The following is a 24,264-nucleotide window of genomic DNA, read 5'->3' as shown; positions in this document are numbered from 1 at the left end:
TCGTAGCGGAGCTACTAGGGCTTTTGTCCGGTGCGGCGAGAGTGCGTGCCGGGCGTCGCGACGCCGCGGAGATCCATCAGAAGGGCCCTAAGGGCGCCGTACGCGCCGGAGGCCGCGGTTGGCGGCGACCGCGTCGAGGAGCCGGCGTCCGGCGCCCGCCTCGTACGCCGGGCCCTCCAGGCGCAGGAGGGCGCCGTCGCGGACGACGGCGAACGCGACGGGGGCGTCCGCCTTCGGGAGGGTCACCGGGTGCCGGCCGGCCGGGAGCTCGAGGCGGGCGGGCAGCCGCAGACGGGCCGTCGCCGCGTCGGGGCCGGGGACCAGCTCGGCGTTCACCGTCAGGGCGGACACGGTGACCTTGATCCGTGCGGGCGCGCCCGCCGTCGCCGCCACGTACGGCAGCGGGAGCGAGCGCTCGGCGCGCGCGGTGTTCGCGGCGGCGGCGTCGGCCGTGTCGGGGCCGAACCGGCGCTGGCGCTGGTCCACGTCGAGGGCGAGCTGACCGCTGCCGGTCCAGTACGGGAGGGCGAGCCGCCCGCCGGTCAGCGCCGGGCCCGCGGCCGGCCGGCCCGGGGTGCCGTCGCCGGTGAGGCGGACCATCCGGTCGACGCCCAGCAGCTGCAGATACGCCCACACGTCGTGCACCCCGCGCTCCAGCGGACGCCCGCCTGCCAGCCGTTCCGGGTCGAGGCGGAGCCTCCCGGCCGCGACGAGCCACGAGCGTCCCGCACCGAGGGGTTCGAGCCGCAGCTCCAGATCACCCTCCGGGTACCACCAGTCCTCCCGGTCCCGGTCCTTCACCACCAGTTCCGCGTACGCCAGCCGGAACGGGTCGCGGACCTCCCACCCGTCCGCCGTGCCCGGCACGCCGGCCGTCAGCTCAGGGTCCAGCCACCACTTGCCGTCCCGTTCGAGCAGGGCCAGCGGCTCGCCGTCGCCGCGCAGCAGGCCCAGCCGGACGTCGGCGACCAGACGGCCGTTCTCCCACCGCGGTGCGCCGGCCTCGCTGTGGGCCTTCACCTCGCGGACCCGCTCGGCGAACGCCACCGCCCCGTCGAAGTCGCCGCCCTCCAGCAGTTCGGCCCGCAGCCGGGACACCGCGGGCAGCCCCTCCCGCACGGCCGGCGGGAACTCCTGGAGCGCCAGCTCCCGCGCCGCCTCGAAGCGCGGCCGCTGCTCCGCCGGGTCCTCGCGCAGGATCTCGGGCTCCCGGGCCCGGGAGAGGAGCTCCACGTGGTAGAGGCGGTGCAGCAGCCGGTTCTGCAGCGCGTCGACGTCCTCGGAGGGGGCGGTGCCGTCCTTGATCTGGCGGACCACGGTGCGGGTGTTGGGCCAGAACCCGTGGCGCGGGTTGAACCGGTGCCGGGTGTTGTTGCCGCCGTCGTCCCGCTTCATCCAGTAGTAGCAGGGGTAGTCCGCGAGGATCGCGATCCGCTCCGCCTTGAGGTAGGCGGCGCTGACGAACAGCAGGTCCTCCAGGATCCACGGCCCCTCCGGGAACCGCAGCCCGTGCTCCTCGAGGAAGTCCCGCCGGAACATCTTGTGCGGGGACATGCTCTGCATGAGCTCGTCGTTCTCGATCGTGCAGGCGTCCACCGTGTGCCGGAACAGCCGTCTGGGTCTGACCATGGTGCTGGACATCTTGCCGAGCACCACGTCGGCTTCGCCCCGCTTCGCGTGCTCGTACAGCCGCTCCAGGGCCTCGGGGCCGAGCAGGTCGTCGTGGTCGACGAACTGCACGTACTCGCCCCGGGCGTGCCGCATCCCGAGGTTGCGCGGCGCGCCCGGCCAGCCCGAGTTGGGCTGGGTGTGCACCTGCACGTTGGGGTGCGCGGCCGCGATCTTCCGCAGTCGGTCCAGTGTGTCGTCCGTCGAACCGTCGTCGACGTAGATGACCTCGTACTCGTCGGCCGGCAGACTCTGCCCCAGCAGCGACGGTGCGCACTCGTCGACGTACTTCCCGGTGTTGTAGACGGGAACGATCACGCTGACCTTGGGGACCTTGGGGACCTGGGGGACCTGGGGGACCTGGGGGACCTGGGGTCTCGGCACTCTCGGCATTCCACGGACCCTACCCGGCCGTCGGGCCATCCGGACATCCTGCCTGAGCCCTATGAAACCGTCCGGAACTCGTAGGCCTCCACCTCGGCGAGATACCGCGCCCGCCGCTCCTCGTCGTCCTCCAGGAAGGAGGCGAGGAACGAGTTGCGGGCCAGCTCGCGCAGCCGCTCCTCGCCCAGGCCGAGGGCAGCGCGTACGGCGTCGAAGTTGTCGCCCGCGTAGCCGCCGAAGTAGGCGGGGTCGTCGGAGTTCACCGTGCACAGCAGCCCGGCGTCGAGCATCGCGGGCAGCGGGTGGTCGGCGAGGCGGTCGACGGCGCGCAGCCGGACGTTGGACAGCGGGCACAGCGTGAGCGGGATCCGCTCCCGCACCAGCCGCTCCACCAGGGCGGGGTCCTCGACGCACCGCAGCCCGTGGTCGACGCGCTCGACACCGAGGACGTCGAGGGCCTCGGTGATGTACTCCGGCGGCCCCTCCTCCCCGGCGTGCGCCACCCGCCGCAGCCCCAGCGCGGCGGCCGCCTCGTACACCTCGCGGAACTTCACCGGCGGATGCCCGACCTCGGCGGAGTCCAGCCCGACGCCGGTGATCCGGTCGAGGTACGGCTTCGCCGCCTCCAGGGTCTCGAGGGCCGACCCGGCGGACTCGTCGCGCAGGAAGCAGAGGATGAGCCGGGTCGAGACCCCGTGGTTCGCCTCGCTGCTCCCCAGCGCCCGCCACAGTCCCTCGACGACGGTGCCCATGCCGACCCCGCGGGCGAGGTGGGCCTGCGGATCGAAGAAGATCTCCGCGTGCCGCACGCCCTGGGCGGCGGCCCGGGCCAGGTAGGCGTTCGCGAGGTCCTCGAAGTCCCGCTCGGTGCGCAGGACGGCCATCAGCTCGTAGTAGAGGTTCAGGAAGGACTGGAGGTCTGCGAAGTCGTACGCCTTGCGGAGCTCCTCGGTGTCGGCGTACGGCAGCACGACCCCGTTGCGGGTGGCCAGCTCGAAGGCGAGCTCCGGCTCCAGGGTTCCTTCGATGTGCAGGTGCAGTTCGGCTTTGGGGAGAGGCATCAGAGAATCGTACGGCTGATTCACTGACGTTTCGGAACCGGTACCCGCAGCAGGTCGTGCGCCACGGTCAGCTCCCCCTCGAACCCGGCGGCCCGCGCCTGCCGCTCGAACTCCTCCGGCTCCGGGTAGCGCTGGCTGAAGTGGGTGAGGACGAGATGCCGCACGCCGGCGTCGCGCGCGACCCGGGCGGCCTGACCGGCGGTCAGATGGCCGTGGTCCACGGCGAGTTGCTCGTCCTCGTCCAGGAAGGTCGACTCGATGACGAGCAGGTCGGCGCCCTCCGCGAGCGCGTGCACGCCCTCGCAGAGCCGGGTGTCCATGACGAACGCGAACCGCTGCCCGCGGCGGACCTCGCTGACGTCGTCGAGCGAGACGCCGTCCACGGAGCCCTCGCGCTGGAGGCGTCCGACGTCCGGGCCCTTGATGCCGTGCGCGGCGAGCCGGTCGGGCAGCATGCGGCGGCCGTCGGGTTCGGTCAGCCGGTAGCCGTAGGACTCGACGGGGTGGGAGAGCCCGCGGGCTTCGAGGGTGTAGGACGGGGTGACGGCCAGGGGGCCGTCCCCGTCCACCGGCGCCTCGGTGATCCCGACGGTCTCGCGGTAGGCGGTGGCGTACCGCAGCCGGTCGAAGAAGCGTTGCCCGGAGCGCGGGAAGTGGGCGGTGACCGGGTGCGGGACCTGGTCCAGGTTGATGCGCTGCACGACCCCGGCGACGCCGAGCGAGTGGTCCCCGTGGAAGTGCGTGACGCAGATCCGGTTCAGGTCGTGGGCCGCGACCCCGGCGTGCAGCATCTGGCGCTGGGTGCCCTCGCCGGGGTCGAAGAGGATGCCCTCGCCGTCCCAGCGCAGCAGATAGCCGTTGTGGTTGCGGTGCCGGGTGGGGACCTGGCTGGCGCTGCCGAGGACGACGAGTTCACGGACGGACATGACGGGTTGCCTGGTCAGCCGGGGGGCCACTGCAGGCCGCGGCCGCCGAGGACGTGCGCGTGGGCGTGGAAGACGGTCTGGCCGGCGCCGCTGCCGGTGTTGAAGACGATGCGGTAGCTCTCCAGCTTGTCCTCGTCGGCGACGGCCTGCGCCTCACGCAGCAGGTCGGCGGCGATCACCGGTTCGGCGGCGGCCAGTTCGGCGGCGCTCGGGTAGTGCACGCGGGGGATCACCAGGACGTGGACGGGTGCCTGGGGGTTGATGTCCCGGAACGCGACGGTGGTCTCCGTCTCCCGCACGATGGTCGCCGGGATGTGCCCTTCGACGATCTTGCAGAACAGGCAGTCGTCCTGCGGTTCCCCTGCCATGGGGGTCTCCTTCTGGGGCCGGTGATCTCTTGCGGGGCATGGTACCGAGCGGGCCGGAGCCCACCGGTACGTCAGGGCAGCGGGGGCGGTGTCCTGGCGGGGGTCGACTCCAGCGCGGCCAGCGCCAGCCGCACCGCCTCGTCCAGCTGTACGTCCCGCCCGGCCGCGTAGTCCTGCGGAGCACAGATCACCTCGACGTCGGGATCGACGCCGTGGTTCTCCACGCCCCACCCGTAACCCTCCAGCCAGAACGCGTACTTGGGCTGGGTGACGAGGGTGCCGTCGACGAGGCGGTAGCGGCTGTCGATGCCGATCGTCCCGCCCCAGGTGCGGGTGCCGACCACCGGCCCGATGCCCAGCGCCTTGATCGCCGCGTTGACGATGTCCCCGTCCGAGCCGGAGAACTCGTTGGCGACGGCGATGACGGGACCGCGCGGCGCGTCCTCCGGGTAGCTGGACGGCCGCATCCCGCGCGGCACGTCCCAGCCGACGATCCGCCGCGCCAGCTTCTCCACCACCAGCTGGGAGGTGTGCCCGCCCCGGTTCTCCCGGACGTCGACGACGAGCCCCTCCCGGGCCACCTCGACCCGCAGATCGCGGTGGATCTGGGCCCAGCCGGGCGCCTGCATGTCGGGGACGTGGAGGTAGCCGAGCCGCCCGTCGGACGCCCGGTGGACGTAGGCCCGCCGGTCGGCGACCCACGCGTGGTAGCGCAGCGCCTCCTCGTCGGCCACGGGGACGACCACCACGTGCCGTGCCTCGCCCCCGCCGGCCGGCGCGATCGTCAGCTCGACGGCCTTGCCCGCCGTGCCGACGAGCAGCGGCCCGGGCCCGGTCACCGGGTCCACCGGATGTCCGGCGACGGCGGCGATCGCGTCCCCCGGGCGCACCGCGACCCCGGGCGCGGCGAGCGGGGAGCGGGCGTCCGGGTCGGAGGTCTCCGAGGGCAGGATCCGGTCGATGCGCCAGCCGCCGTCCGGGTTGCGGGAGATGTCCGCGCCGAGGAGTCCCTGCCGGGCGCCCCGGCCGTGACCGCCGCGCGGGGTGACGTAGGCGTGCGAGGTGCCCAGTTCGCCGTGCACCTCCCACAGCAGGTCGACCAGGTCGTCGTGTGTGGCGACCTTGTCGAGGAGCGGGCGGTAGCGGTCCTGGACGCCGTCCCAGTCGACGCCGCCGAGGTCGGCCCGCCAGAAGTTGTCCCGCATGACGCGGCCGGTCTCGTCGTACATCTGCCGCCACTCGGCGGCCGGGTCGACGGTCTGCCGGACGCGGCCGAGGTCGACGGTGATGTTGCTGTCGCTGTCCTCGTCACCGGAGGCGCGCCGGTCGCTCGGTACGACCTTCAGCTTGCCGTCGGTCCACAGCAGCAGCCGTTTGCCGTCGCCGCTGACCTCGAAGCCGTCGGCGTCGGCGGCGAGGTGCTCGATGCGCTGCTGGACGAGGTCGAAGCGTTCCAGCTCGGTGTTGGGGTCCGGGTCGTCCGGGGTGGCCCGGGAGGCGCCGAGGACGCCGCGCACGGGATGCCTGAGCCACAGCACGCCGTCCTTGGCGGCCGCGAGGGAGGAGTAGCGGCCGGCCTCGACCGGGAAGGGCACTATCCGGTCGGCGAGGCCCTCGAGGTCGATCCGGGTGGCGGGAGTGCCCTCGCTGTCGGGTGTCTCGTCCTTGTCGGGCGCGTCGAAGGGCCGGCCGTGCCGCTGCGGGCCGAACGGCGAGGGGGTGGTCGCGGCCAGCGGGATCAGATGCGGGCGGGCGCCCTCCACGAAGGAGAGGTCGAAGGCGTGCTGGTCGTAGACCGGGTCGAAGGAGCGCGTGGACAGGAACGCGAGGTGCTTGCCGTCGAGGGTGAAGGCGGGCGCGTAGTCGTGGAAGCGCAGCGGGGTCGCCTCGGTGACGGACAGGTCGGTGACGTTGGCGAGCTTGAGCTGTGCGAGCGGGCGCGGGCCGGGGTGCGACCAGGCCAGCCAGGCCGAGTCGGGCGAGAAGACCAGGTCGGACACGTCTCCGTCGGGGCTCGCGTCGACCTCGCGGACCTCGCCGCTCTCCCGCTCGACGAGCAGCAGCCGGCCGTCGTGCGCGGCGACGGCGGCCCGGCTGCCATCGGGCGCCATCGCGAGTTCGAGGACGCGGCCGAGCCGTCCGGCGGCGAGCCGGCGCGGGGCGGCGCCCGGTACGGGTCCGGTGGCCGGGGCGAACTCCAGGGCGTCCTCGCCCTCGGCGTCCGTCACCCACACCACCCACTCCTCGCCGTCCGTGCGGAAGGCGCGCGGCAGCCGGGCCCGGACGCCGGGCTCGGCGGCGAGCGCGCGGGCGGGTCCGGAGCGGTGGGTCACCCAGTGCACCGACCCGCGCACCTCCACGGCGCTGCCGCGCGCGGTGTGGTCCGGCGCGGCGCCGCCCAGCCAGCGGGCGGCGGTCACCGGGTAAGGGCGGCGGTCGGTGCGCTGCCCGCCGAGCCGGACGTCGAGCCGGCGCGGCTCCGCCCCGTCCAGGTCGTCCAGCACCCACAGCTCGCCCGCCGACATGTACACGACCCGCGTCCCGTCGCCGGACGCGTGCCGGGCGTAGAACCCTTCGAGGGGGGTGTGCCGGCGCAGATCGGACCCGTCGGCGAGGGACGAGTACAGCGCCCCCGTCCCCTCGTGGTCGGACAGGAACGCGAGCCTCTCCCCCACCCACACCGGGTACTCGAGGTTCCCGTCCAGCTCGGCGTGCAGCCGGACGAACTCCCCGCCGCCCTCCCGGTCGATCCACAGCTTGCCCGCCGTACCGCCCCGGTAGCGCTTCCAGTGGGCGGCCTCCCGGCCCATCGGCGCGGACAGCAGCACTGTGTGCGGACCGTAGGCGACATTGCCGACGGGACCGTACGGCAGCGTGGTGGCCGGTCCGCCGTCGACCGGGACGGCGCGGGCCCAGCTGCGGCGCAGGGTCGCCTGGTCGTAGGTGCTGGTGGCGAGGACGCGGCCCTCGGGAGTCCAGCCGCGCACCCGGGTCTGCAGGCTCCCCCAGTGCGTCAGCCGGGTGGAGGGCCCGCCGTCGACCGGGGCGATGTGCACCTCGGGGGCGCCGTCACGGGTGGAGGTCCAGGCGACGGTAGTGCCGTCGGGGGAGATGCGGGGCAGGGAGACGGGTACGTTGTCGGCACTGACCCGCCAGGCGCGCCCACCGTCGAGGGGCGCGAGCCACACGTCGTCCTCGGCGGCGAAGGCCACCAACTCGCCGTGCAGGTGCGGGAATCTGAGGTATGCGGCAAGCGTCGCGGACTGTGTCACCAGGTCACTGTATTCAGGTACGGCGCCGCAGGTCAGGGGTTTCGATCACTTCTGTCCGCCACCCGCGCCCACGGTCTCGGTGACCGTCACGGTGACGGTGACCGTCGGCTGCGGCCGTCCCCCGGCCGGGGCGGAGCCGGTCGGCCGGACCGGCGAGGGCGTCGCGGCCCCGCAGTCGCCGAGCCCGCTCACCCTGAACAGCTCCTTCTTGCCGACGTCCGCGCTCAGATCACCCCGAACGCACTTCCCGTCGACCGCCCGCGTGACCTTGCCGGTGACGGTGATGTCCTTCCCCTCGCCGGTCTCCCCCTGGCAGTCGACGGACACCAGGTCGCCCTGTCCGCCGGCGGTGCAGGTCAGCCGGCGCACGTCCACGTCCCGGCGCCCGATCTCGGCCGTCGCGACCTGATCGGTCGTGTACGCCACGGACGTGGCGCTCACGCCGCCGCCCGGTTCGCAGGCCACCGCCGCGCCCACGACGGCGGGCACGACCACGAGAAGCCGGATCCTTCTCCATGCCGCCATGGACGGCAGCCTGCCACTCGGGCCCGCGACACGACAGCCCGTATGCGGCCACGATCTCAGCCGCGTGGCAGCGGACTGTGCCCTCCTCGACGGGTCAGGACCAGCGGCCCGTGCGCGCCAGGACCAGGGCGGCGGCCGCCGTTCCGGCGGTCGAGGTGCGCAGCACGCTCCGGCCCAGCCGGTAGGTCTTGGCGCCGGCCTCCTCGAAGAGCGCCAGCTCCTCCGGGGAGACGCCCCCCTCGGGTCCGACGACGAGCACGATCTCACCCTCGGCCGGCAGCACGGCGGTGGCGAGCGGCTCGCTGCCGTACGCGCGGTCCTCGTGCAGTACGGCGGCGAAGTCGGCACGGGCCAGAAGCTGTGCCACCTGCCTGCTGGTCGCCGCGTCGGCGACCTCGGGGAAGCGGACCCGGCGCGACTGCTTGCCGGCCTCGCGGGCGGTCGCCCGCCACTTCGCGAGCGCCTTCAGCCCGCGCTCGCCCTTCCACTGCGTGATGCAGCGGGCGGCCGCCCACGGCACGATCGCGTCGACACCGGTCTCGGTCATCGTCTCGACGGCCAGCTCCCCCCGGTCCCCCTTGGGCAGGGCCTGCACGACCGTGACCCGGGGAGCTTCGGCGGGCTCCTCGGCCACGTCCTCCAGGCTCACCACCAGCCGGTCCCTGCCCTCCGCGGCGACGACCTCGCCCTCGGCCCAGCGGCCGGCGCCGTCGGTGAGGACGACCGCCTCACCGGCCCGCAGCCGCTTCACGGAGACCGCGTGGCGGCCTTCGGGCCCGTCGAGCACGAAGTCCCCCGGTCGGCCCGGCAGTTCGTCGACGACGAACACCGGCGCGGTCACGAGCCGTCACCCTCGCCGCCCGGGAACTCCGCCAGCTCCGCCCGCGCGGCCTCGAGTTCCTCGACCAGGATCTCCACCAGCTGCCCGGCCGGAAGCTCCCGGGCCATCCGGTGGCCCTGCCCCGCCCACAGCGCCATCCCCTGCGCGTCGCCCGCCTTGGCGGCCGCCTTGCGCAACGGGGAGGTCAGGTGGTGGACCTCGGGGTAGGCGGCGGGCGCGTACGGGCCGTGCTCGCGCAGGAAGCGGTTGACCAGACCGCGGGCCGGACGGCCGGAGAAGGCACGGGTCAGCTCGGTGCGCACGAACAGGGGGTTGGTGAGCGCCGCCTTGTGCACGGCGTGCGCGCCCGACTCGGGTGTGGCGAGGAACGCGGTGCCCAGCTGGGCGGCGGACGCGCCGGCCGCGAGGACCGCGGTGATCTGGCTGCCGCGCATGATGCCGCCCGCGGCGACGATCGGCAGGCTCACGGCCTCCCGGACCTGGGCGAGCAGGGACAGCAGTCCGGTGCCGCAGCCGTCGGTCTCCGCGAAGTCCTTGTGGGTGCCCTGGTGGCCGCCGGCCTCCACCCCCTGCACGATCACCGCGTCCGCGCCGGCCTGCTCCACGGCGAGCGCCTCCTCGGCGGAGGTCACGGTGACCAGGGTGAGGGTGCCCGCCCGGCGCAGCGCCCGCAGCACGTCACCGCTCGGCACACCGAAGTGGAAGGAGGCCACCGCGACCGGGTCGTCGAGGAGTACCGCGATCTTGGCGTCGTAGCCGTCGTCGCGGCCGCTGTCCGGGTCGCCGAGCTCGGTGTCGTACCAGGTGGACTCGCCGGCGAGCTGCTCGGCGTAGACCTTCACGGCGCCGGTCTCGGCATACTCGGGCTGCGGCATGAACAGATTCACGCCGAAGGGGCGGCCGGTCAGGCCCCGCATCTGCTTGATCTCCTGGTACATGCCGTCGGCCGTCTTGTACCCGGCGGCGAGGAACCCGAGCCCGCCGGCCTCGGACACGGCGGCCGCGAGCTGCGGCACGGAGACGCCGCCCGCCATCGGGGCCTGCACGATCGGATGCGGGAAGAGATCGGTCAGTGCGGAGGACATGACGGCATGTTGCCACGTCCCCCGAACAAGTCCGAAACCGGCCGTGTGCACTCAGCCCGTCCGGTGTTTGAGGACGAGGCCCGTTCAGGGCCGACGGGGGTCTGGGGGCGGAGCCCCCAGCAACCCACGGTCAGCGGCCGTTGAACGCGTCCTTCAACCGCGAGAACAGCCCCTGCTGCCCCGGCTGACTGCATCCACCCGGGGGCCGACCCCCGGACCCCCAGCAGAAAAAGCCCACAGCCGCCGTCAGCGACCGTTGAACGCGTCCTTCAACCGCGAGAACAGCCCCTGCTGCCCCGGCTGGAACTGCCCCGTGGGCCGTTCCTCACCCCGCAGCTTGGAAAGCTCCCGCAGCAGCCGCTCCTGCTCCGGGTCCAGCTTGGTCGGCGTCTGGACCTCGACGTGCACGATGAGGTCGCCGCGGCCGCCGCCCCGCAGATGCGTGACGCCTCGGCCGTGCAGCGGGATCGACTGGCCGGACTGAGTACCGGGCCGGATGTCGACCTCCTCCAGGCCGTCCAGCGTCTCCAGCGGCACCTTGGTGCCGAGGGCCGCCGCGGTCATCGGGAGTGTCACCGTGCAGTGCAGGTCGTCGCCGCGGCGCTGGAACATCGCGTGCGGCAGCTCGTGGATCTCGACGTACAGGTCACCGGCGGGACCGCCACCGGGCCCGACCTCGCCCTCGCCGGCCAGCTGGATCCGGGTGCCGTTGTCGACACCGGCCGGGATCTTGACGGTGAGCGTCCGGCGGGAGCGGATGCGCCCGTCGCCCGCGCACTCGGGGCACGGGGTCGGCACGACCGTGCCGAAGCCCTGGCACTGGGGGCAGGGGCGGGAGGTCATGACCTGGCCGAGGAACGACCGGGTCACCTGCGACACCTCGCCGCGCCCGCGGCACATGTCACAGGTCTGGGCCGTCGTACCCGGCGCCGCGCCCTCACCGCTGCAGGTGGAGCAGACGACCGCGGTGTCGACCTGGATGTCCTTGGTGGTGCCGAAGGCGGCCTCCTCGAGGTCCACCTCCAGCCGGATCATCGCGTCCTGGCCGCGCCGGGTGCGCGAGCGCGGACCCCGCTGGGACGCCGTACCGAAGAACGCGTCCATGATGTCGGAGAAGTTGCCGAAGCCACCCGCTCCGAAGCCGCCCGCGCCACCGCCGCCCGCCTGCGAGAGGGGGTCGCCGCCGAGGTCGTAGACCTGCTTCTTCTGCGGGTCGGAGAGCACCTCGTAAGCGGCGTTGATCTCCTTGAACCGCTCCTGGGTCTTCGGATCCGGGTTGACGTCCGGGTGCAGCTCGCGGGCGAGCCGGCGGAAGGCCTTCTTGATCTCATCCTGCGACGCGTCGCGGCGCACGCCGAGAACGGCGTAGTAGTCCGTGGCCACTTACGACTCCGCCAGGATCTGTCCGACGTAACGTGCCACCGCTCGTACCGCTCCCATCGTTCCCGGGTAATCCATGCGCGTGGGTCCGACCACGCCGAGTTTGGCGACTGCCTCGCCGCCCGAACCGTAGCCGACCGACACCACGGAAGTGGAGTTGAGTCCCTCGTAGGCATTCTCGTGACCGATGCGTACGGTCATGCCCGAATCCCCCGCCTCGCCCAGGAGTTTGAGGAGAACGACGTGTTCCTCCAGGGCCTCCAGGACGGGCCGGATGGTGAGAGGGAAGTCATGTCCGAAGCGGGTGAGATTGGCGGTGCCGCCGATCATCAGCCGCTCCTCGTTCTCCTCGACGAGGGTCTCCAGCAGGGTGGAGAGCACCGTCGAGACAGTGCCCCGGTCGTCGGCCTCGAAGGCGTCCGGCAGGTCCTCCACCAGACGCGGCACATCGGTGAACCGGCGGCCCGCGACCCGGCTGTTGAGCCGCGCGCGTAGATCCGCGAGCGAGGCCTCCCCGAAGGGCGCCGGGCAGTCCACCATCCGCTGCTCGACCCGGCCGGTGTCCGTGATCAGCACGAGCATCAGCCGGGCGGGCGCGAGCGCCAGCAGTTCCACGTGCCGCACGGTGGACCGGGTCAGCGACGGATACTGCACGACGGCGACCTGCCGGGTGAGCTGCGCCAGCAGCCGCACCGTGCGGGCCACCACGTCGTCGAGGTCGACGGCGCCGTCGAGGAAGTTCTGGATGGCCCGCCGCTCGGGCGCGCTCATCGGCTTGACGCCGGCGAGCTTGTCGACGAACAGCCGGTAGCCCTTGTCGGTGGGGATCCGCCCGGCGCTGGTGTGCGGCTGGGCGATGAACCCCTCGTCCTCGAGGGCCGCCATGTCGTTACGCACCGTCGCCGGGGAGACGCCGAGGTTGTGCCGCTCGGTCAGGGCCTTCGACCCCACCGGCTCCTCGGTGCCGACGTAGTCCTGGACGATGGCGCGCAGCACCTGCAGCCTGCGTTCGCTCAGCATCCGCGCACACCTCCAGAAGTCGTCCCCCAGTCCCCTGGGCGCCTGCCCTGGCACTCATCACCACCGAGTGCCAACGTTCCCCGGCCCAGTGTACGGCTGTGGGGTACACCCCGGGCAAGGTCGGCCGACACCCGGCGTCCTACCCGTTAGCGTCCCGGTATGACGGTGACTTGGGAAGAGCTGGGGTGGGAGCGGGTCGCGGCCGGGGTCGGACGGGTGCGGCTGCCGGGCTGGGACTGCACGGCGGGGCTGGTCGTCGGGGCGGGCGCGGTACTGATGGTGGACGCCGGGTCGGGCCTCGCGGAGGGAACGCGCCTGCGGACGCAGGCCGAGGAACTGACCGGCTCACGTGTGACCCATCTCGCGCTCACCCATCCCCACTTCGACCATGTGTTCGGCGCGGCGGCGTTCGCGGGAGCGGAGGTCTTCGGCGCGGTGGGCATGGACACGGTCCCGGCGGAGGAACTGCGCGCGGACGCGGTTAGCAACGGTCTGGACGAGGCGACGGCGACGGAGGCCGCGGACACCCTGGTCCGCCCCCGCCACCCGGTGTCCGGCGAGCGGACCCTCGACCTCGGCGGCGGCAGGCAGGTGCTGCTGGCGAACGTCGGCCCCGCCCACACCGCCCACGACCTGGTGGTCCTGGTCCCCGGCTCCCCCGAGGTCGTGTTCTGCGGCGACCTCGTCGAGGAGTCCGGTGAGCCCCAGGCCGGCCCCGACGCCGTGCCCTCCCACTGGCCGGCCGCCCTGGACCGCCTCCTGGACCTCGGCGGCGAGGACGCGCTGTACGTGCCCGGTCACGGGGCGGTGGTGGACGCGGCGTTCGTGCGGGCGCAACGGGACGCGCTGGCGGCGCGATTCGGCGTGTCGCCGTAATCCGGTCTCGGGGCTTCTCCTATCGTCATCCGAATGCGCCAGTACTCCGCCGATCTGACCCCTCCCTGGAAGAAGCCGAAACCCGTTCCCGAGGTGCCGGCGGAGCCCGGCCTGGTGGTGGAGGAGCCGGGCACCGGTTTCTGCGGCGCGGTGATCCGCTGCGAGGCGGGCACGGTGACCTTGGAGGACCGCTTCGGCAAGCACCGCGTGTTCCCGCTGGAGCCGCGCGGCTTCCTGCTGGAGGGCCGGGTGGTGACCCTCGTACGACCGCCGTCCTCGGGCCCCGTACGGCCCACCCGTACCGCTTCCGGTTCGGTCGCCGTCCCCGGCGCCCGCGCGCGGGTCGCCCGCGCCGGGCGCATCTACGTCGAGGGCCGGCACGACGCCGAGCTGGTCGAGAAGGTGTGGGGCGACGACCTGCGCGTCGAGGGCGTGGTGGTGGAGTACCTGGAGGGCGTGGACGACCTGCCGTCGATCGTCGCGGACTTCGCGCCGGGGCCGGACGCACGGCTGGGAGTCCTGGTGGACCACCTGGTGCCGGGGACGAAGGAGTGGCGGATCGCACAGGCGGTGACCAGCGAACACGCCCTGGTCGTCGGCCACCCGTACATCGACATCTGGGAGGCGGTGAAGCCGTCGTCGCTGGGGATCGCGGGGTGGCCACGGGTGCCGCACGGCCAGGACTGGAAGACGGGCGTGTGCCGGGCGCTGGGCTGGCCGTCGGAGAACACGGGGGCGGTGTGGCAGGCGATCCTGGCGCGGGTGGGGTCCTACAAGGACCTGGAGCCGGAGCTGTTGGGGAGGGTGGAGGAGCTGATCGACTTCGTCACGGGCAGCGGTGAGGCCTGACGTCGATGAACTGCTTCCGGTAGCCGGCCTCCTCACCGTCTCCGAGCGGGTCGGTCAACAGAACGCACTGCGCCATCACCGGATCGACGATGAGGTGGGCGGGCACCTTGCATCACGATTACTCGCCGGAGTGATCAGTCCACCAGGTCCCGCACCACCGCGTCCGCCAGCAGCCGCCCGCGCAGGGTGAGCACGGCATGCCCCTCGTCGTACGGGCCGGACTGCAGCAGACCGTCCGCCAGCGCGCGCCCGGCCGCCGCAAGCCCCTCCTCCCGCAGCAGCGCCAGCGGCACCCCCTCCCGCAGCCGCAGCTCCAGCAGGATCCGCTCCACCCGCCGGTCCTCGTCGGACAGGAGCTCACGCCCGGCGCCCGGTGTGCGGCCGGAGGCCAGTGCCGCCGCGTACGCCCCCGGGTGCTTCACGTTCCACCAGCGCACCCCGCCGACGTGGGAGTGCGCTCCCGGCCCCGCGCCCCACCAGTCGGCGCCCCGCCAGTACAGCTCGTTGTGCAGACAGCGGGCCGCCTCGGAGGTGGCCCAGTTGGAGACCTCGTACCAGTCGAAGCCCGCGGCGGACATCACCTCGTCCGCGATCAGGTAGCGGTCCGCGTGGACGTCGTCGTCCGTCATCGGGACCTCGCCCCGGCGGATGCGGCGGGCCAGCTGCGTGCCCTCCTCGACGATCAGGGCGTACGCCGAGACGTGGTCGGGGCCCGCGCCCAGCGCCGCGTCCAGGGACGCCCGCCAGTCGTCGTCGGACTCGCCCGGGGTGCCGTAGATCAGGTCGAGGTTGACGTGCTCGAAGCCGGCGGCCCGCGCCTCGGCCACGCACGCCTCGGGTCGGCCCGGCGTGTGGGTGCGGTCGAGGACCTTCAGCACGTGCTGCCGCGCACTCTGCATGCCGAAGGAGATCCGGTTGAAGCCGCCCCGGCGGAGGGTCTCGAGATAATCGGGGTCCACCGACTCCGGGTTCGCCTCCGTCGTCACCTCCGCGTCGGGCGCGAGGCCGAACTCCTCGCGGATCGCGCCCAGCATCCGGACGAGGTCGTCCGCGGCCAGCAGGGTGGGGGTGCCGCCGCCGACGAAGACCGTACGGACGGGGCGCGGGTCGTCGCCCAGCACCTTGCGGGCCAGCCGGACCTCGTCGATCAGGGTGTCGGCGTAGTTGTCACGGGACGCGAGGACCCCGCCGGTGCCGCGCAGCTCGGTGGCGGTGTAGGTGTTGAAGTCGCAGTAGCCGCAGCGGGTCGCGCAGTACGGGACGTGCAGATAGAAACCGAGGGGGCGGTCCGGGGCGCCGGTCAGGGCGTGCGCCGGGAGCGCGCCGTCGTCGGGGACCGGCTCGCCGTCGGGGAGTGCGGAAGGCATGTCCTCCATTGTCCGCCACCGGTACGACTGCTCACTCCGCCTGGAGCACCAGCAGTGCCAGGTCGTCCGCGGGCGGCTGCTCGCCGAAGGCGTGCACCAGCCGGCGGATGCGGTCGGCGATCAGCTCCGCGTCCAGGCCCCGGCACCCGGCGAGCGCGAGGGCCAGACCGTCGTCGTCGTCGAACTGGCGATGGCCCGAGCGCCGCTCCGTCACCCCGTCGGTGACGCACAGCAGGCTGTCGCCGGGCCGCAGCTCCAGCACGTCACTGGTGTACGTGGCCTCCTCGATCACCCCGAGGAGGGTCTGCGGTCGGGCGGCCGTGGCGACGGACCCGTCGGGGCGCAGGAGGAGCGGCAGCGGGTGTCCGGCGGAGGCGAGGGTGCAGCGGACACCGCCCTCGAACGGCGCGAGTTCCCCGTAGAGGAGGGAGAGGAAGCGGGTCTGCGGGCCGTCGCCGGGTCCGGCGGGGCCGACGAAGGCGCGGGCGGCGGCGTCGGCGGCCTCGGTGGCGTCGTCGAGGAGGAGCTGGTTGAGGCGGTCCAGGACGTCGGCGACGCCGTAGCCCTCGCGGGCCAGCAGCCGCAGCCAGGGGCGGGCCAGGCCGATGACGACGGCCGCCTCCGGGCCCTTGCCCTGGACGTCGCCGATCGCGAAGCACCAGCGGCCGTCGCCCGCCGGGAACAGGTCGTAGAAGTCGCCGCTGGGCCCGCCCTGCTCACGCGGCTCGTAGACGAGGGCGCTGCGCACCCCGGGGATCTCGGCGACCGCGCCGGGCAGCAGACCGCGCTGGAGGACGGCGCTGATGGTGACCTGACGGGCGTACTGCCGGGCCGCGCCGATCGCCAGCGCCACCCGGCGGCCGAGGTCCTCGACGAGCCCGGTGACCTCGTCGGGGAAGGCGGGCAGCCCGGCCCGCCCGATCACCAGGGTGCCCAGCGGGCGGCCGCCGGCGATCAGCCGGTAGGCGAGGGCCGTGCCGTGGGCGCCGAGGGCCGCGCCGGGCCAGGGAAACGGTTCGGGGCCGGAGCGCAGGGCGTCCGGCGGGCGCGGCGGATCCTTCTCCAGGGCGCGGCGCAGCTCCTCGATGTGGCCCTCGTTGCCGTGCCAGACCCGGGCCAGGCGCGGCCCGGGCCCGCCGGCCCACTCGCCCCAGCCGGCTCCGCCCTCGGCATCGGCGCCGGAAGGCGCCCATCGCCCGCTGACCTCGTCCTCCGTCCACACCGCGCACCAGTCGGCGAGCCGGGGCACGACCAGCTGACTCGTCAGTGCGGCGACCAGGTCCTCGTCGAGCTGCCCGGCGAGCAGGTCGGAGGCCTCGGCGAGGAACGACAGGGCGCCCCGGTTCAGCCAGTCCCGGCCGCGCCCGGCGGACGGCTGGGGCTCCGGGGCGAGGGCCTCGAGGAGCGCGAGGGGGGCGCCGGGTTCGCATGCGTCGGCCTCGTCGTCGTACGGCTGCTGGGGCGGTGTCGGCAGGAGCCTTGCCCAGACCGTCTTCGTGCCCCTGCGGTAGGTCACGCCCCAGGCGTCCGCGAGCGTGGCGACCAGGCGCAGGCCGCGGCCGTACTCCGGGGTCTCGTAGGGCTGTTCGGGCGGGTGGTCGCGCGGGGCGCGGGAGGGGTGGTGGTCGCAGACCTCGACGACGACCGCGCGGCCGTGCTCCGGGCACTCCTCCAGACGGCAGAGCAGCTCGACGTCGGTGCCGGCGTGGACGACCGCGTTGGTGACGAGCTCGCTGACGACGAGTATCGCGTCGCCGGCGAGGTGTTCGGCGACCCCGCCCCACTCGGTGAGGGCGGCGCGCACCAGGTCCCGGGCGGCGCCGGGCGCGAGGGAGCCGCCGGCCAGGGTGGCCCGGGTGTACGGGAACGCGCCGACGGACGCGGGCGGGGGCGCACCGACGGGGAAGACGGTCTCCCGCTGGGTCGGAATGGCCCCCATGCGCAGCTCCCCGGGCAGTTCGGATGCCCACAGAGTGACAGACGGATCCCGGCCAAATGCGGTGGGTGACCGAAGGGGATCGCGTCGGACGGGAAGAGCGCTGCACGAGTGCACGAAAGTGACAGATGGCGAGCGATTCTGGGTGTCTTCGGAGCAACAGGGCTGCGGTCACCCGGGCGACGAGGGACTGCGTCGGCCTGCGGCTCCACCGCGGGGGCGTGAGCGACCACGACGCACCCGCGGCCGCCCACGCTCCCCACCACCTCCTACGACTCCCGCGTCCCCGCGTACATCTCGTCGATCAGGTGCTTGTACTCCCGCTCCACCACCGGCCGCTTCAGCTTCAGGCTCGGCGTGATCTCCCCGTGCTCCACATCGAGATCCCGCGGCAGCAGCCGGAACTTCTTGATGGTCTGCCACTTCTGCAGACCGCTGTTGAGCTCCGTGACGTACCCCTCGACGAGGGCGACCGTGGCGGGGGCGGCGACGACCTCCGCGTAGGGCTTTCCGGCCAGGCCGTTCTCCTTGGCCCACTCCAGGATGGCCGGCTCGTCCAGGGCGATCAGCGCGGTGCAGAAGTTCCGGTCGGCGCCGTGCACGAGGATGTTCGACACGTACGGGCACACCGCCTTGAACTGACCCTCGACCTCGGCGGGGGCGATGTACTTGCCGCCGGACGTCTTGATGAGGTCCTTCTTGCGGTCGGTGATGCGGAGGTACCCGTCGTCGGACAGTTCGCCGATGTCGCCCGTGTGGAACCAGCCGTCGGCCTCGAGCACCTCGGCCGTCTTCTCGGGCAGCTTGTGGTAGCCCTCCATGATGCCGGGGCCGCGCAGCAGGATCTCGCCGTCGTCGGCGATGCGCACCTCCGTGCCGGGCAGCGGCTTGCCGACCGTGCCGGTGCGGTAGGCCTCGCCGGGGTTCACGAAGGACGCGGCGGAGGACTCCGTGAGGCCGTAGCCCTCGAGGATGTGGATGCCTGCGCCCGAGAAGAAGTAGCCGATCTCGGGCGCGAGGGCGGCGGAGCCGGAGACACAGGCACGCAACCGGCCGCCGAAGGCCTCGCGGATCTTCGCGTAGACGAGCGCGTCGGCGACCTTGTGCTTGGCGCCGAGGCCGAACGGGACGGACGCCGTGCCGGTGCGCTTGAAGTTGTCCTGGGCGGCCTTGGCGTACTCGCGGGCGGTCTCCGCCGCCCACTGGAAGATCTTGTACTTGGCGCCGCCGCCCGCCCTGGCCTTGGCGGCGACCCCGTTGTAGACCTTCTCGAAGATGCGCGGCACGGCCGCCATGTACGTCGGCTGGACCACCGGCAGATTCTCGATGATCTTGTCGACCCGGCCGTCCACGGCCGTCACGTGCCCGACCTCGATCTGGCCTGAGGTGAGCACCTTGCCGAAGACGTGCGCGAGCGGCAGCCACAGGTACTGCACGTCCTCGCCGCTGATCAGCCCGGTCGCGGCGATCGCCTTCGCCATGTACGACCAGTTGTCGTGCGGGAGGCGGACGCCCTTGGGGCGGCCGGTGGTGCCGGAGGTGTAGATGAGGGTGGCGAGCTGGTCGGAGGTGATCGCGGCGACCCGCTCCTTGATCAGCTCGGGCTCCTTCTCCAGGCGGGCCGCGCCGCGCTTCTCCAGCTCCTCGAGAGTGAGGATCCAGTCCTCCGCGGTGTCGGCGCCGGCCGGGTCGAGGACGACCACATGGGTGAGCTCGGGCAGTTCGGCGCGCTTCTCGACCGCCTTGGCGAGCTGCGCCGCGTCCTCGGCGATCAGCACCCGGCTCTCGGAGTCGGCGAGGATGTACGCCGATTCCTCGGCGTTGGTCTGCGGGTAGACGGTGGTGGTGGCGGCGCCGGCGCACATGATGCCGAGGTCGGCGAGGATCCACTCGATCCGGGTGGAGGCGGCGAGCGCCACGCGCTGCTCGGGCCGCACACCCAGCTCGATGAGTCCGGCCGCGATCGCGTAGACCCGCTCGGCGGTCTGCGCCCAGCTCAGCGACTTCCAGTCGTCGGGGCCCTCGCCGGACGCGGCCGGCACCGGGTGGCGGTAGGCCTCCGCGTCGGGCGTGGCCGCCACGCGCTCCAGGAAGAGGCCCGCCACCGACGGCGGACGGTTCTCGATCAGGGTCTGTGTGTCGCTCACGACATCCTCCGGGGCCCGCGGCGGTGCGGCTGGGTGTAGCGGCTGGCTCTGCGTCTGACTTTGCGGCTGACTTCTGCGGCCGGCTCTTCGGCCGGCTTCTGCGGCTGGCTGTGCGGCCGGCTTGGTGCAGCCGGCTTGGTGCGACCGGCTTGATGCGACCGGCTTGATGCGACCGGCTTGTTTAACTCACGAGTAACTATCGGGGACAGATTAAAGGGCGACCGGCCTGCGCGTAAGGGGCCACAGAGGGTGACTTTCCCCAGGGTTCTCCCCCGCACAAGGACGCGGGGCCCGCCACGCTCACGCGTGACGGGCCCCGGAAACCGGCTGCTCCGCGGCTACTTCTTGCCCTTGCCGGAGCCTGCGCCGTCGTCGCTGCTCAGCACGGCGATGAAGGCCTCTTGCGGAACCTCCACCGAACCCACCATCTTCATCCGCTTCTTGCCTTCCTTCTGCTTCTCCAGCAGCTTCCGCTTACGGGAGATGTCACCGCCGTAGCACTTGGCGAGGACGTCCTTGCGGATGGCGCGGATGGTCTCGCGGGCGATCACCCGGGAGCCGATGGCCGCCTGGATCGGCACCTCGAAGGCCTGCCGCGGGATGAGCTCGCGCAGCTTGGCGACGAGCCGCACCCCGTACGCGTACGCGGCGTCCTTGTGGGTGATCGCCGAGAAGGCGTCCACCTTGTCGCCGTGCAGCAGGATGTCGACCTTGACCAGGCTGGAGGTCTGCTCGCCGGTGGGCTCGTAGTCCAGCGACGCGTACCCGCGCGTCTTCGACTTCAGCTGGTCGAAGAAGTCGAAGACGATCTCGGCGAGCGGGAGGGTGTAGCGGATCTCGACCCGGTCCTCCGAGAGGTAGTCCATGCCGAGCAGGGTGCCGCGCCGGGTCTGGCACAGCTCCATGATCGAGCCGATGAACTCGGTCGGCGCGAGGATCGTGGCGCGTACGACGGGCTCGTACACCTCGTTGATCTTCCCCTCGGGGAACTCGCTCGGGTTGGTGACGGTGTGCTCGCTGCCGTCCTCCATCACCACCCGGTAGACCACGTTGGGCGCGGTGGCGATCAGGTCGAGCCCGAACTCGCGCTCGAGCCGCTCACGGATCACGTCGAGGTGGAGCAGGCCGAGGAAGCCGACACGGAAGCCGAAGCCGAGGGCGGCGGAGGTCTCCGGCTCGTAGACGAGGGCGGCGTCGTTGAGCTGGAGCTTGTCCAGTGCCTCGCGCAGCTCGGGGTAGTCGGAGCCGTCCAGCGGATACAGGCCGGAGAAGACCATCGGCTTCGGGTCCTTGTACCCGCCGAGGGCCTCCGTCGCGCCCTTGGCCTGGCTGGTGACGGTGTCACCGACCTTGGACTGGCGGACGTCCTTCACACCGGTGATCAGATAGCCCACCTCGCCGACGCCGAGGCCGTCCGCGCCGAGCATCTCGGGCGAGTTGGTGCCGATCTCCAGCAGTTCGTGGGTGGCGCCGGTGGACATCATCCTGATCCGCTCGCGCTTGTTGAGCTGACCGTCGATGACACGGACGTACGTCACGACACCCCGGTAGGAGTCGTAGACCGAGTCGAAGATCATCGCGCGGGCGGGCGCGTCCTTGACCCCGACCGGCGCCGGGATGTCCCGGACCGCCCGGTCGAGCAGCGCGTCGACGCCGACCCCGGTCTTCGCCGACACCCGCAGCACGTCGTCGGGCTCGCAGCCGACCAGGTTGGCGAGCTCCTCGGAAAACTTCTCCGGCTGCGCGGCGGGCAGGTCGATCTTGTTCAGCACCGGGATGATGGTGAGGTCGTTCTCCATCGCCAGGTAGAGGTTGGCGAGGGTCTGGGCCTCGATGCCCTGGGCGGCATCGACGAGGAGGATGGTCCCCTCGCAGGCCGCGAGCGACCGCGAGACCTCGTAGGTGAAGTCGACGTGCCCCGGCGTGTCGATCATGTTGAGGATGTGCGTGTTGCCGGGGTCCTGGGTCGGAGCCCACGGCAGCCGCACCGCCTGGGACTTGATCGTGATACCGCGCTCACGCTCGATGTCCATGCGGTCGAGGTACTGAGCACGCATCTGCCGCTGCTCGACCACACCGGTCAGCTGGAGCATCCGGTCGGCGAGCGTGGACTTGCCGTGGTCGATGTGCGCGATGATGCAGAAGTTGCGGATCAGAGCCGGGTCGGTACGGCTCGGCTCGGGCACATTGTTAGGGGTCGCGGGCACGCAGGGTCCTGATTCTTGAGGTATCCGCAGGGTCAGCGGCTCGGGTCGGATCTATACGTAGGCTCCATGGTCCCATGCGTGGGGACCGGGAGCTGGTTTGGGCCGTTCTCCGGTCCGCTGGTAACGTGGGCGGCTGTGCCTCATGCCCTCTCAGCGCGAGGCACATCGGAAACCAGAAATAGAAGAGGCTTATTCGTGGCGAACATCAAGTCCCAGATCAAGCGGATCAAGACCAACGAGAAGGCTCGGCTGCGCAACAAGGCCGTCAAGTCCTCCCTGAAGACCGCGATCCGCAAGGCCCGCGAGGCCGCTGCCGCGGGTGACGTCGAGAAGGCCACCGAGCTGCAGCGCGCTGCCGCGCGTCAGCTCGACAAGGCCGTCTCCAAGGGCGTCATCCACAAGAACCAGGCCGCCAACAAGAAGTCGGCGCTGGCTTCCAAGGTCACGACCCTCAAGGGCTGAACCCTCCTGATCTGATCGCCGGAAGGACTCAGGGCGGGCCCTCTCTCATCCGCCCCCGACCGGCACCCTCGGAGCCGCGCGCGGCCTGCGTTCGCCACGCGGGCGCGGATCCAGCAGCTTGATCCGAAGGCCCCGGCCACCCGCCCTTCCCCAGGGCGGAAGCCGGGGCCTTCGGCATGCCCGCGGGCCTTCCCGCCTCACGACCAGAACGCGTCGGCCTTCTCCATGTCCCCGACGCACTCGTCGAGGTCGCTGATCCTGTCCCCGACGATCCGGAAGACGATGCCCCCGTTCTCGTCTATGTGCCGGTCGCCCCGGTCGGCGGTGAAGCGGTGCACCGACATGACATGCCCGCGGCCGTCGACGAACAGGTCGAGCAACGCGACCCGGAACGAACCGCCCGTCTCCGAGTAGAGCCGGCCGTAGTAGTCACTGAGGACCGAGTCGATCCCCTTGTAGTCCCCGGACAACGGGTGGGATCCGGGTACGTGGTGGGTGCAGTCCCCGGTCATCAGCCCGCGCAGGGTGTCCATGTCCCCGCGCTGGAAGGCCTCGTAGCCCCTGCGGACGAGCGCTGCGTGCGGGTGTTCAGCCATGACGATCGCCACCTTTCCTCTTCAGGCGATGGACGGCCGATACGCACGATTCTCCTCCCCGGAGGGCCTACCGTCCTCTGGAGCGGGCCGCCCGCGCGATGGCCACGACCGCCTTCTCGAGCGCGTACTCCGGGTCGTCCCCGCCGCCCTTCACCCCCGCGTCGGCCTCGGCCACGGCCCGCAGCGCGACGGACACCCCGTCCGGTGTCCACCCCCGCATCTGCTGCCGCACCCGGTCGATCTTCCACGGCGGCATCCCCAGCTCGCGCGCCAGATCGGCGGGCCGGCCGCCGCGCGCGGAGGACAGCTTGCCGATCGCCCTGACACCCTGGGCGAGCGCGCTGGTGATCAGCACGGGCGCGACGCCGGTGGCCAGCGACCACCGCAGCGCCTCCAGCGCCTCCGCCGCCCGCCCCTCCACCGCCCGGTCGGCGACGGTGAAGCTCGACGCCTCGGCCCGCCCGGTGTAGTACCGCCCCACGACGGCCTCGTCGATGGTCCCCTCGACGTCGGCCACCAGCTGGGACACGGCCGAAGCCAGCTCCCGCAGATCGCTGCCGATGGCGTCGACCAGCGCCTGACAGGCTTCGGGCGTCGCGGACCGCCCGGTCGCCCGGAACTCCTGCCGCACGAACGCCAGCCGGTCGGCCGGCTTGGTCATCTTCGGACAGGCCACCTCCCGCGCACCCGCCTTGCGCGCGGCGTCCAGCAGCGCCTTGCCCTTGGCCTGACCCGCGTGCAGCAGCACGAGAGTGATCTCCTCGGCGGGCGCCGACAGATAGGCCTTCACGTCCTTCACGGTGTCGGCCGACAGATCCTGCGCATTGCGTACGACGACGACCTTGCGCTCGGAGAACAGCGAAGGACTGGTCAACTCCGCGAGCGTGCCCGGCTGCAACTGGTCCGAGGTCAGATCCCGCACATCCGTGTCGGCGTCGGCGGCCCTGGCGGCGACCACCACCTCCCGCACAGCCCGATCGAGCAGCAGTTCTTCCTGCCCGACGGCAAGGGTCACCGCGGCAAGGGGATCATCGTTCGCACTCTTCCTGGCCATCACGGAAAGCATGCCACGCGCCACCGACAACGACCGCGGGCCTTCACGATGGACACGATGAGAGGGGCACCCCCGCACCGGCTCACGGGCTCACGGGCTCACGGGCTCACGGGCTCACGGGCTCACGGGCTCACGGGCAATACATCTAGGTGTATTGCCCTGTGAGGTTGGGGACGCGGCTGGCGGGTGGTTGGCCTTGCAGCGCGGTGTGTCCGCGGTGGTGATTGTAGGTGTGCAGCC

At 72.3% G+C, this 24,264-nt stretch carries 19 protein-coding genes and 1 pseudogene; 3 read left to right on the top strand and 17 right to left on the bottom strand.

Features of this window, described 5'->3' with window-relative positions; all coding sequences use genetic code 11:
- Nucleotides 1–87: 87 nt before the first annotated feature.
- From ABT057_RS47620 to hrcA, 10 genes are all read right to left on the bottom strand, one after another.
- Complete coding sequence (locus ABT057_RS47620; RefSeq protein ID WP_352351404.1) at nucleotides 88–2,052, bottom strand: glycosyltransferase family 2 protein; 1,965 nt, start codon at nucleotides 2,050–2,052, stop codon at nucleotides 88–90.
- A gap of 59 nt (nucleotides 2,053–2,111) precedes the next feature.
- Nucleotides 2,112–3,113 carry an adenosine deaminase gene (locus tag ABT057_RS47615; RefSeq protein ID WP_352351402.1) on the bottom strand — a complete coding sequence of 334 codons (1,002 nt, stop codon included), beginning with the start codon at nucleotides 3,111–3,113 and terminating at the stop codon, nucleotides 2,112–2,114.
- Between the two features lie 20 nt (nucleotides 3,114–3,133).
- Nucleotides 3,134–4,039, bottom strand: a complete 906-nt coding sequence (locus ABT057_RS47610; protein WP_352351400.1) for a ribonuclease Z — start codon at nucleotides 4,037–4,039, stop codon at nucleotides 3,134–3,136.
- A gap of 14 nt (nucleotides 4,040–4,053) precedes the next feature.
- A complete protein-coding gene (locus ABT057_RS47605; protein WP_352351398.1) occupies nucleotides 4,054–4,407 on the bottom strand; it encodes a histidine triad nucleotide-binding protein in 354 nt (117 codons plus the stop codon).
- A gap of 71 nt (nucleotides 4,408–4,478) precedes the next feature.
- Nucleotides 4,479–7,679, bottom strand: coding sequence for a S41 family peptidase (locus tag ABT057_RS47600; protein WP_352351396.1), 3,201 nt, complete (start codon nucleotides 7,677–7,679; stop codon nucleotides 4,479–4,481).
- A 45-nt stretch (nucleotides 7,680–7,724) separates the two neighbouring features.
- On the bottom strand, nucleotides 7,725–8,204 hold the full coding sequence (locus tag ABT057_RS47595; protein ID WP_352351394.1) for a hypothetical protein: 480 nt from the start codon (nucleotides 8,202–8,204) through the stop codon (nucleotides 7,725–7,727).
- Between the two features lie 94 nt (nucleotides 8,205–8,298).
- Complete coding sequence (locus ABT057_RS47590; RefSeq protein ID WP_352351392.1) at nucleotides 8,299–9,045, bottom strand: 16S rRNA (uracil(1498)-N(3))-methyltransferase; 747 nt, start codon at nucleotides 9,043–9,045, stop codon at nucleotides 8,299–8,301.
- A complete protein-coding gene (locus ABT057_RS47585; protein ID WP_352351390.1) occupies nucleotides 9,042–10,130 on the bottom strand; it encodes a nitronate monooxygenase in 1,089 nt (362 codons plus the stop codon). Before ABT057_RS47585 ends, ABT057_RS47590 begins: the two co-directional genes overlap by 4 nt.
- A gap of 246 nt (nucleotides 10,131–10,376) precedes the next feature.
- Nucleotides 10,377–11,513 carry a molecular chaperone DnaJ gene (dnaJ, locus tag ABT057_RS47580; RefSeq protein ID WP_352351388.1) on the bottom strand — a complete coding sequence of 379 codons (1,137 nt, stop codon included), beginning with the start codon at nucleotides 11,511–11,513 and terminating at the stop codon, nucleotides 10,377–10,379.
- A complete protein-coding gene (hrcA, locus tag ABT057_RS47575) occupies nucleotides 11,514–12,530 on the bottom strand; it encodes a heat-inducible transcriptional repressor HrcA (RefSeq protein WP_352351386.1) in 1,017 nt (338 codons plus the stop codon). It lies immediately after the preceding gene.
- A 159-nt stretch (nucleotides 12,531–12,689) separates the two neighbouring features.
- Between hrcA and ABT057_RS47570 the strand changes: the two genes are divergently transcribed.
- Nucleotides 12,690–13,406: an MBL fold metallo-hydrolase gene (locus ABT057_RS47570; RefSeq protein WP_352351384.1), complete on the top strand. Its 717-nt coding sequence runs from the start codon at nucleotides 12,690–12,692 to the stop codon at nucleotides 13,404–13,406.
- Between the two features lie 33 nt (nucleotides 13,407–13,439).
- Nucleotides 13,440–14,255: a DUF3097 domain-containing protein gene (locus ABT057_RS47565; protein ID WP_352351382.1), complete on the top strand. Its 816-nt coding sequence runs from the start codon at nucleotides 13,440–13,442 to the stop codon at nucleotides 14,253–14,255.
- Here ABT057_RS47565 and ABT057_RS47560 read toward each other — a convergent pair.
- The 5 genes and pseudogenes from ABT057_RS47560 to lepA form a co-directional block, all read right to left on the bottom strand.
- Nucleotides 14,233–14,364, bottom strand: a pseudogene (locus ABT057_RS47560) (Uma2 family endonuclease); the annotation flags it as partial. The gene ABT057_RS47565 and the pseudogene ABT057_RS47560 sit on opposite strands and share 23 nt — an antisense overlap.
- A gap of 25 nt (nucleotides 14,365–14,389) precedes the next feature.
- On the bottom strand, nucleotides 14,390–15,622 hold the full coding sequence (hemW, locus tag ABT057_RS47555) for a radical SAM family heme chaperone HemW (RefSeq protein ID WP_352351379.1): 1,233 nt from the start codon (nucleotides 15,620–15,622) through the stop codon (nucleotides 14,390–14,392).
- A 31-nt stretch (nucleotides 15,623–15,653) separates the two neighbouring features.
- Complete coding sequence (locus ABT057_RS47550) at nucleotides 15,654–17,561, bottom strand: SpoIIE family protein phosphatase (RefSeq protein WP_352351377.1); 1,908 nt, start codon at nucleotides 17,559–17,561, stop codon at nucleotides 15,654–15,656.
- Nucleotides 17,562–17,827: 266 nt separating this feature from the next.
- Nucleotides 17,828–19,705 (bottom strand): AMP-dependent synthetase/ligase, encoded by a 1,878-nt coding sequence (locus tag ABT057_RS47545; RefSeq protein ID WP_352351375.1) that lies wholly within the window; start codon nucleotides 19,703–19,705, stop codon nucleotides 17,828–17,830.
- A 338-nt stretch (nucleotides 19,706–20,043) separates the two neighbouring features.
- Nucleotides 20,044–21,912: a translation elongation factor 4 gene (lepA, locus tag ABT057_RS47540; RefSeq protein WP_352351373.1), complete on the bottom strand. Its 1,869-nt coding sequence runs from the start codon at nucleotides 21,910–21,912 to the stop codon at nucleotides 20,044–20,046.
- 195 nt (nucleotides 21,913–22,107) lie between these two features.
- Between lepA and rpsT the strand changes: the two genes are divergently transcribed.
- Nucleotides 22,108–22,374: a 30S ribosomal protein S20 gene (gene rpsT, locus ABT057_RS47535; protein ID WP_189708977.1), complete on the top strand. Its 267-nt coding sequence runs from the start codon at nucleotides 22,108–22,110 to the stop codon at nucleotides 22,372–22,374.
- Between the two features lie 197 nt (nucleotides 22,375–22,571).
- On the opposite strand, the gene ABT057_RS47530 is transcribed toward rpsT, so the two are convergent.
- Together ABT057_RS47530 and holA are read right to left on the bottom strand one after the other, a co-directional pair.
- On the bottom strand, nucleotides 22,572–22,970 hold the full coding sequence (locus tag ABT057_RS47530; RefSeq protein ID WP_352351370.1) for a nuclear transport factor 2 family protein: 399 nt from the start codon (nucleotides 22,968–22,970) through the stop codon (nucleotides 22,572–22,574).
- A 67-nt stretch (nucleotides 22,971–23,037) separates the two neighbouring features.
- Complete coding sequence (gene holA / locus ABT057_RS47525) at nucleotides 23,038–24,024, bottom strand: DNA polymerase III subunit delta (RefSeq protein WP_352351368.1); 987 nt, start codon at nucleotides 24,022–24,024, stop codon at nucleotides 23,038–23,040.
- Between the last annotated feature and the right edge of the window lie 240 nt (nucleotides 24,025–24,264).

Origin of the sequence: Streptomyces sp. NPDC002588, assembly GCF_040295925.1 — a bacterium.
Taxonomy (GTDB): domain Bacteria; phylum Actinomycetota; class Actinomycetes; order Streptomycetales; family Streptomycetaceae; genus Streptomyces.
This window is presented reverse-complemented; position numbering and strand designations above follow the sequence as displayed.

Bases quoted from the DNA above. Each gene is read 5' to 3' on its own strand.
- ABT057_RS47615 (WP_352351402.1), bottom strand. From the start codon at position 3,113: ATGCCTCTCCCCAAAGCCGAACTGCACCTGCACATCGAAGGAACCCTG.
- ABT057_RS47610 (WP_352351400.1), bottom strand. From the start codon at position 4,039: ATGTCCGTCCGTGAACTCGTCGTCCTCGGCAGCGCCAGCCAGGTCCCC.
- ABT057_RS47605 (WP_352351398.1), bottom strand. From the start codon at position 4,407: ATGGCAGGGGAACCGCAGGACGACTGCCTGTTCTGCAAGATCGTCGAA.
- ABT057_RS47595 (WP_352351394.1), bottom strand. From the start codon at position 8,204: ATGGCGGCATGGAGAAGGATCCGGCTTCTCGTGGTCGTGCCCGCCGTC.
- ABT057_RS47585 (WP_352351390.1), bottom strand. From the start codon at position 10,130: ATGTCCTCCGCACTGACCGATCTCTTCCCGCATCCGATCGTGCAGGCC.
- hrcA (WP_352351386.1), bottom strand. From the start codon at position 12,530: ATGCTGAGCGAACGCAGGCTGCAGGTGCTGCGCGCCATCGTCCAGGAC.
- ABT057_RS47570 (WP_352351384.1), top strand. From the start codon at position 12,690: ATGACGGTGACTTGGGAAGAGCTGGGGTGGGAGCGGGTCGCGGCCGGG.
- ABT057_RS47565 (WP_352351382.1), top strand. From the start codon at position 13,440: ATGCGCCAGTACTCCGCCGATCTGACCCCTCCCTGGAAGAAGCCGAAA.
- hemW (WP_352351379.1), bottom strand. From the start codon at position 15,622: ATGCCTTCCGCACTCCCCGACGGCGAGCCGGTCCCCGACGACGGCGCG.
- ABT057_RS47550 (WP_352351377.1), bottom strand. From the start codon at position 17,561: ATGGGGGCCATTCCGACCCAGCGGGAGACCGTCTTCCCCGTCGGTGCG.
- ABT057_RS47530 (WP_352351370.1), bottom strand. From the start codon at position 22,970: ATGGCTGAACACCCGCACGCAGCGCTCGTCCGCAGGGGCTACGAGGCC.
- holA (WP_352351368.1), bottom strand. From the start codon at position 24,024: ATGGCCAGGAAGAGTGCGAACGATGATCCCCTTGCCGCGGTGACCCTT.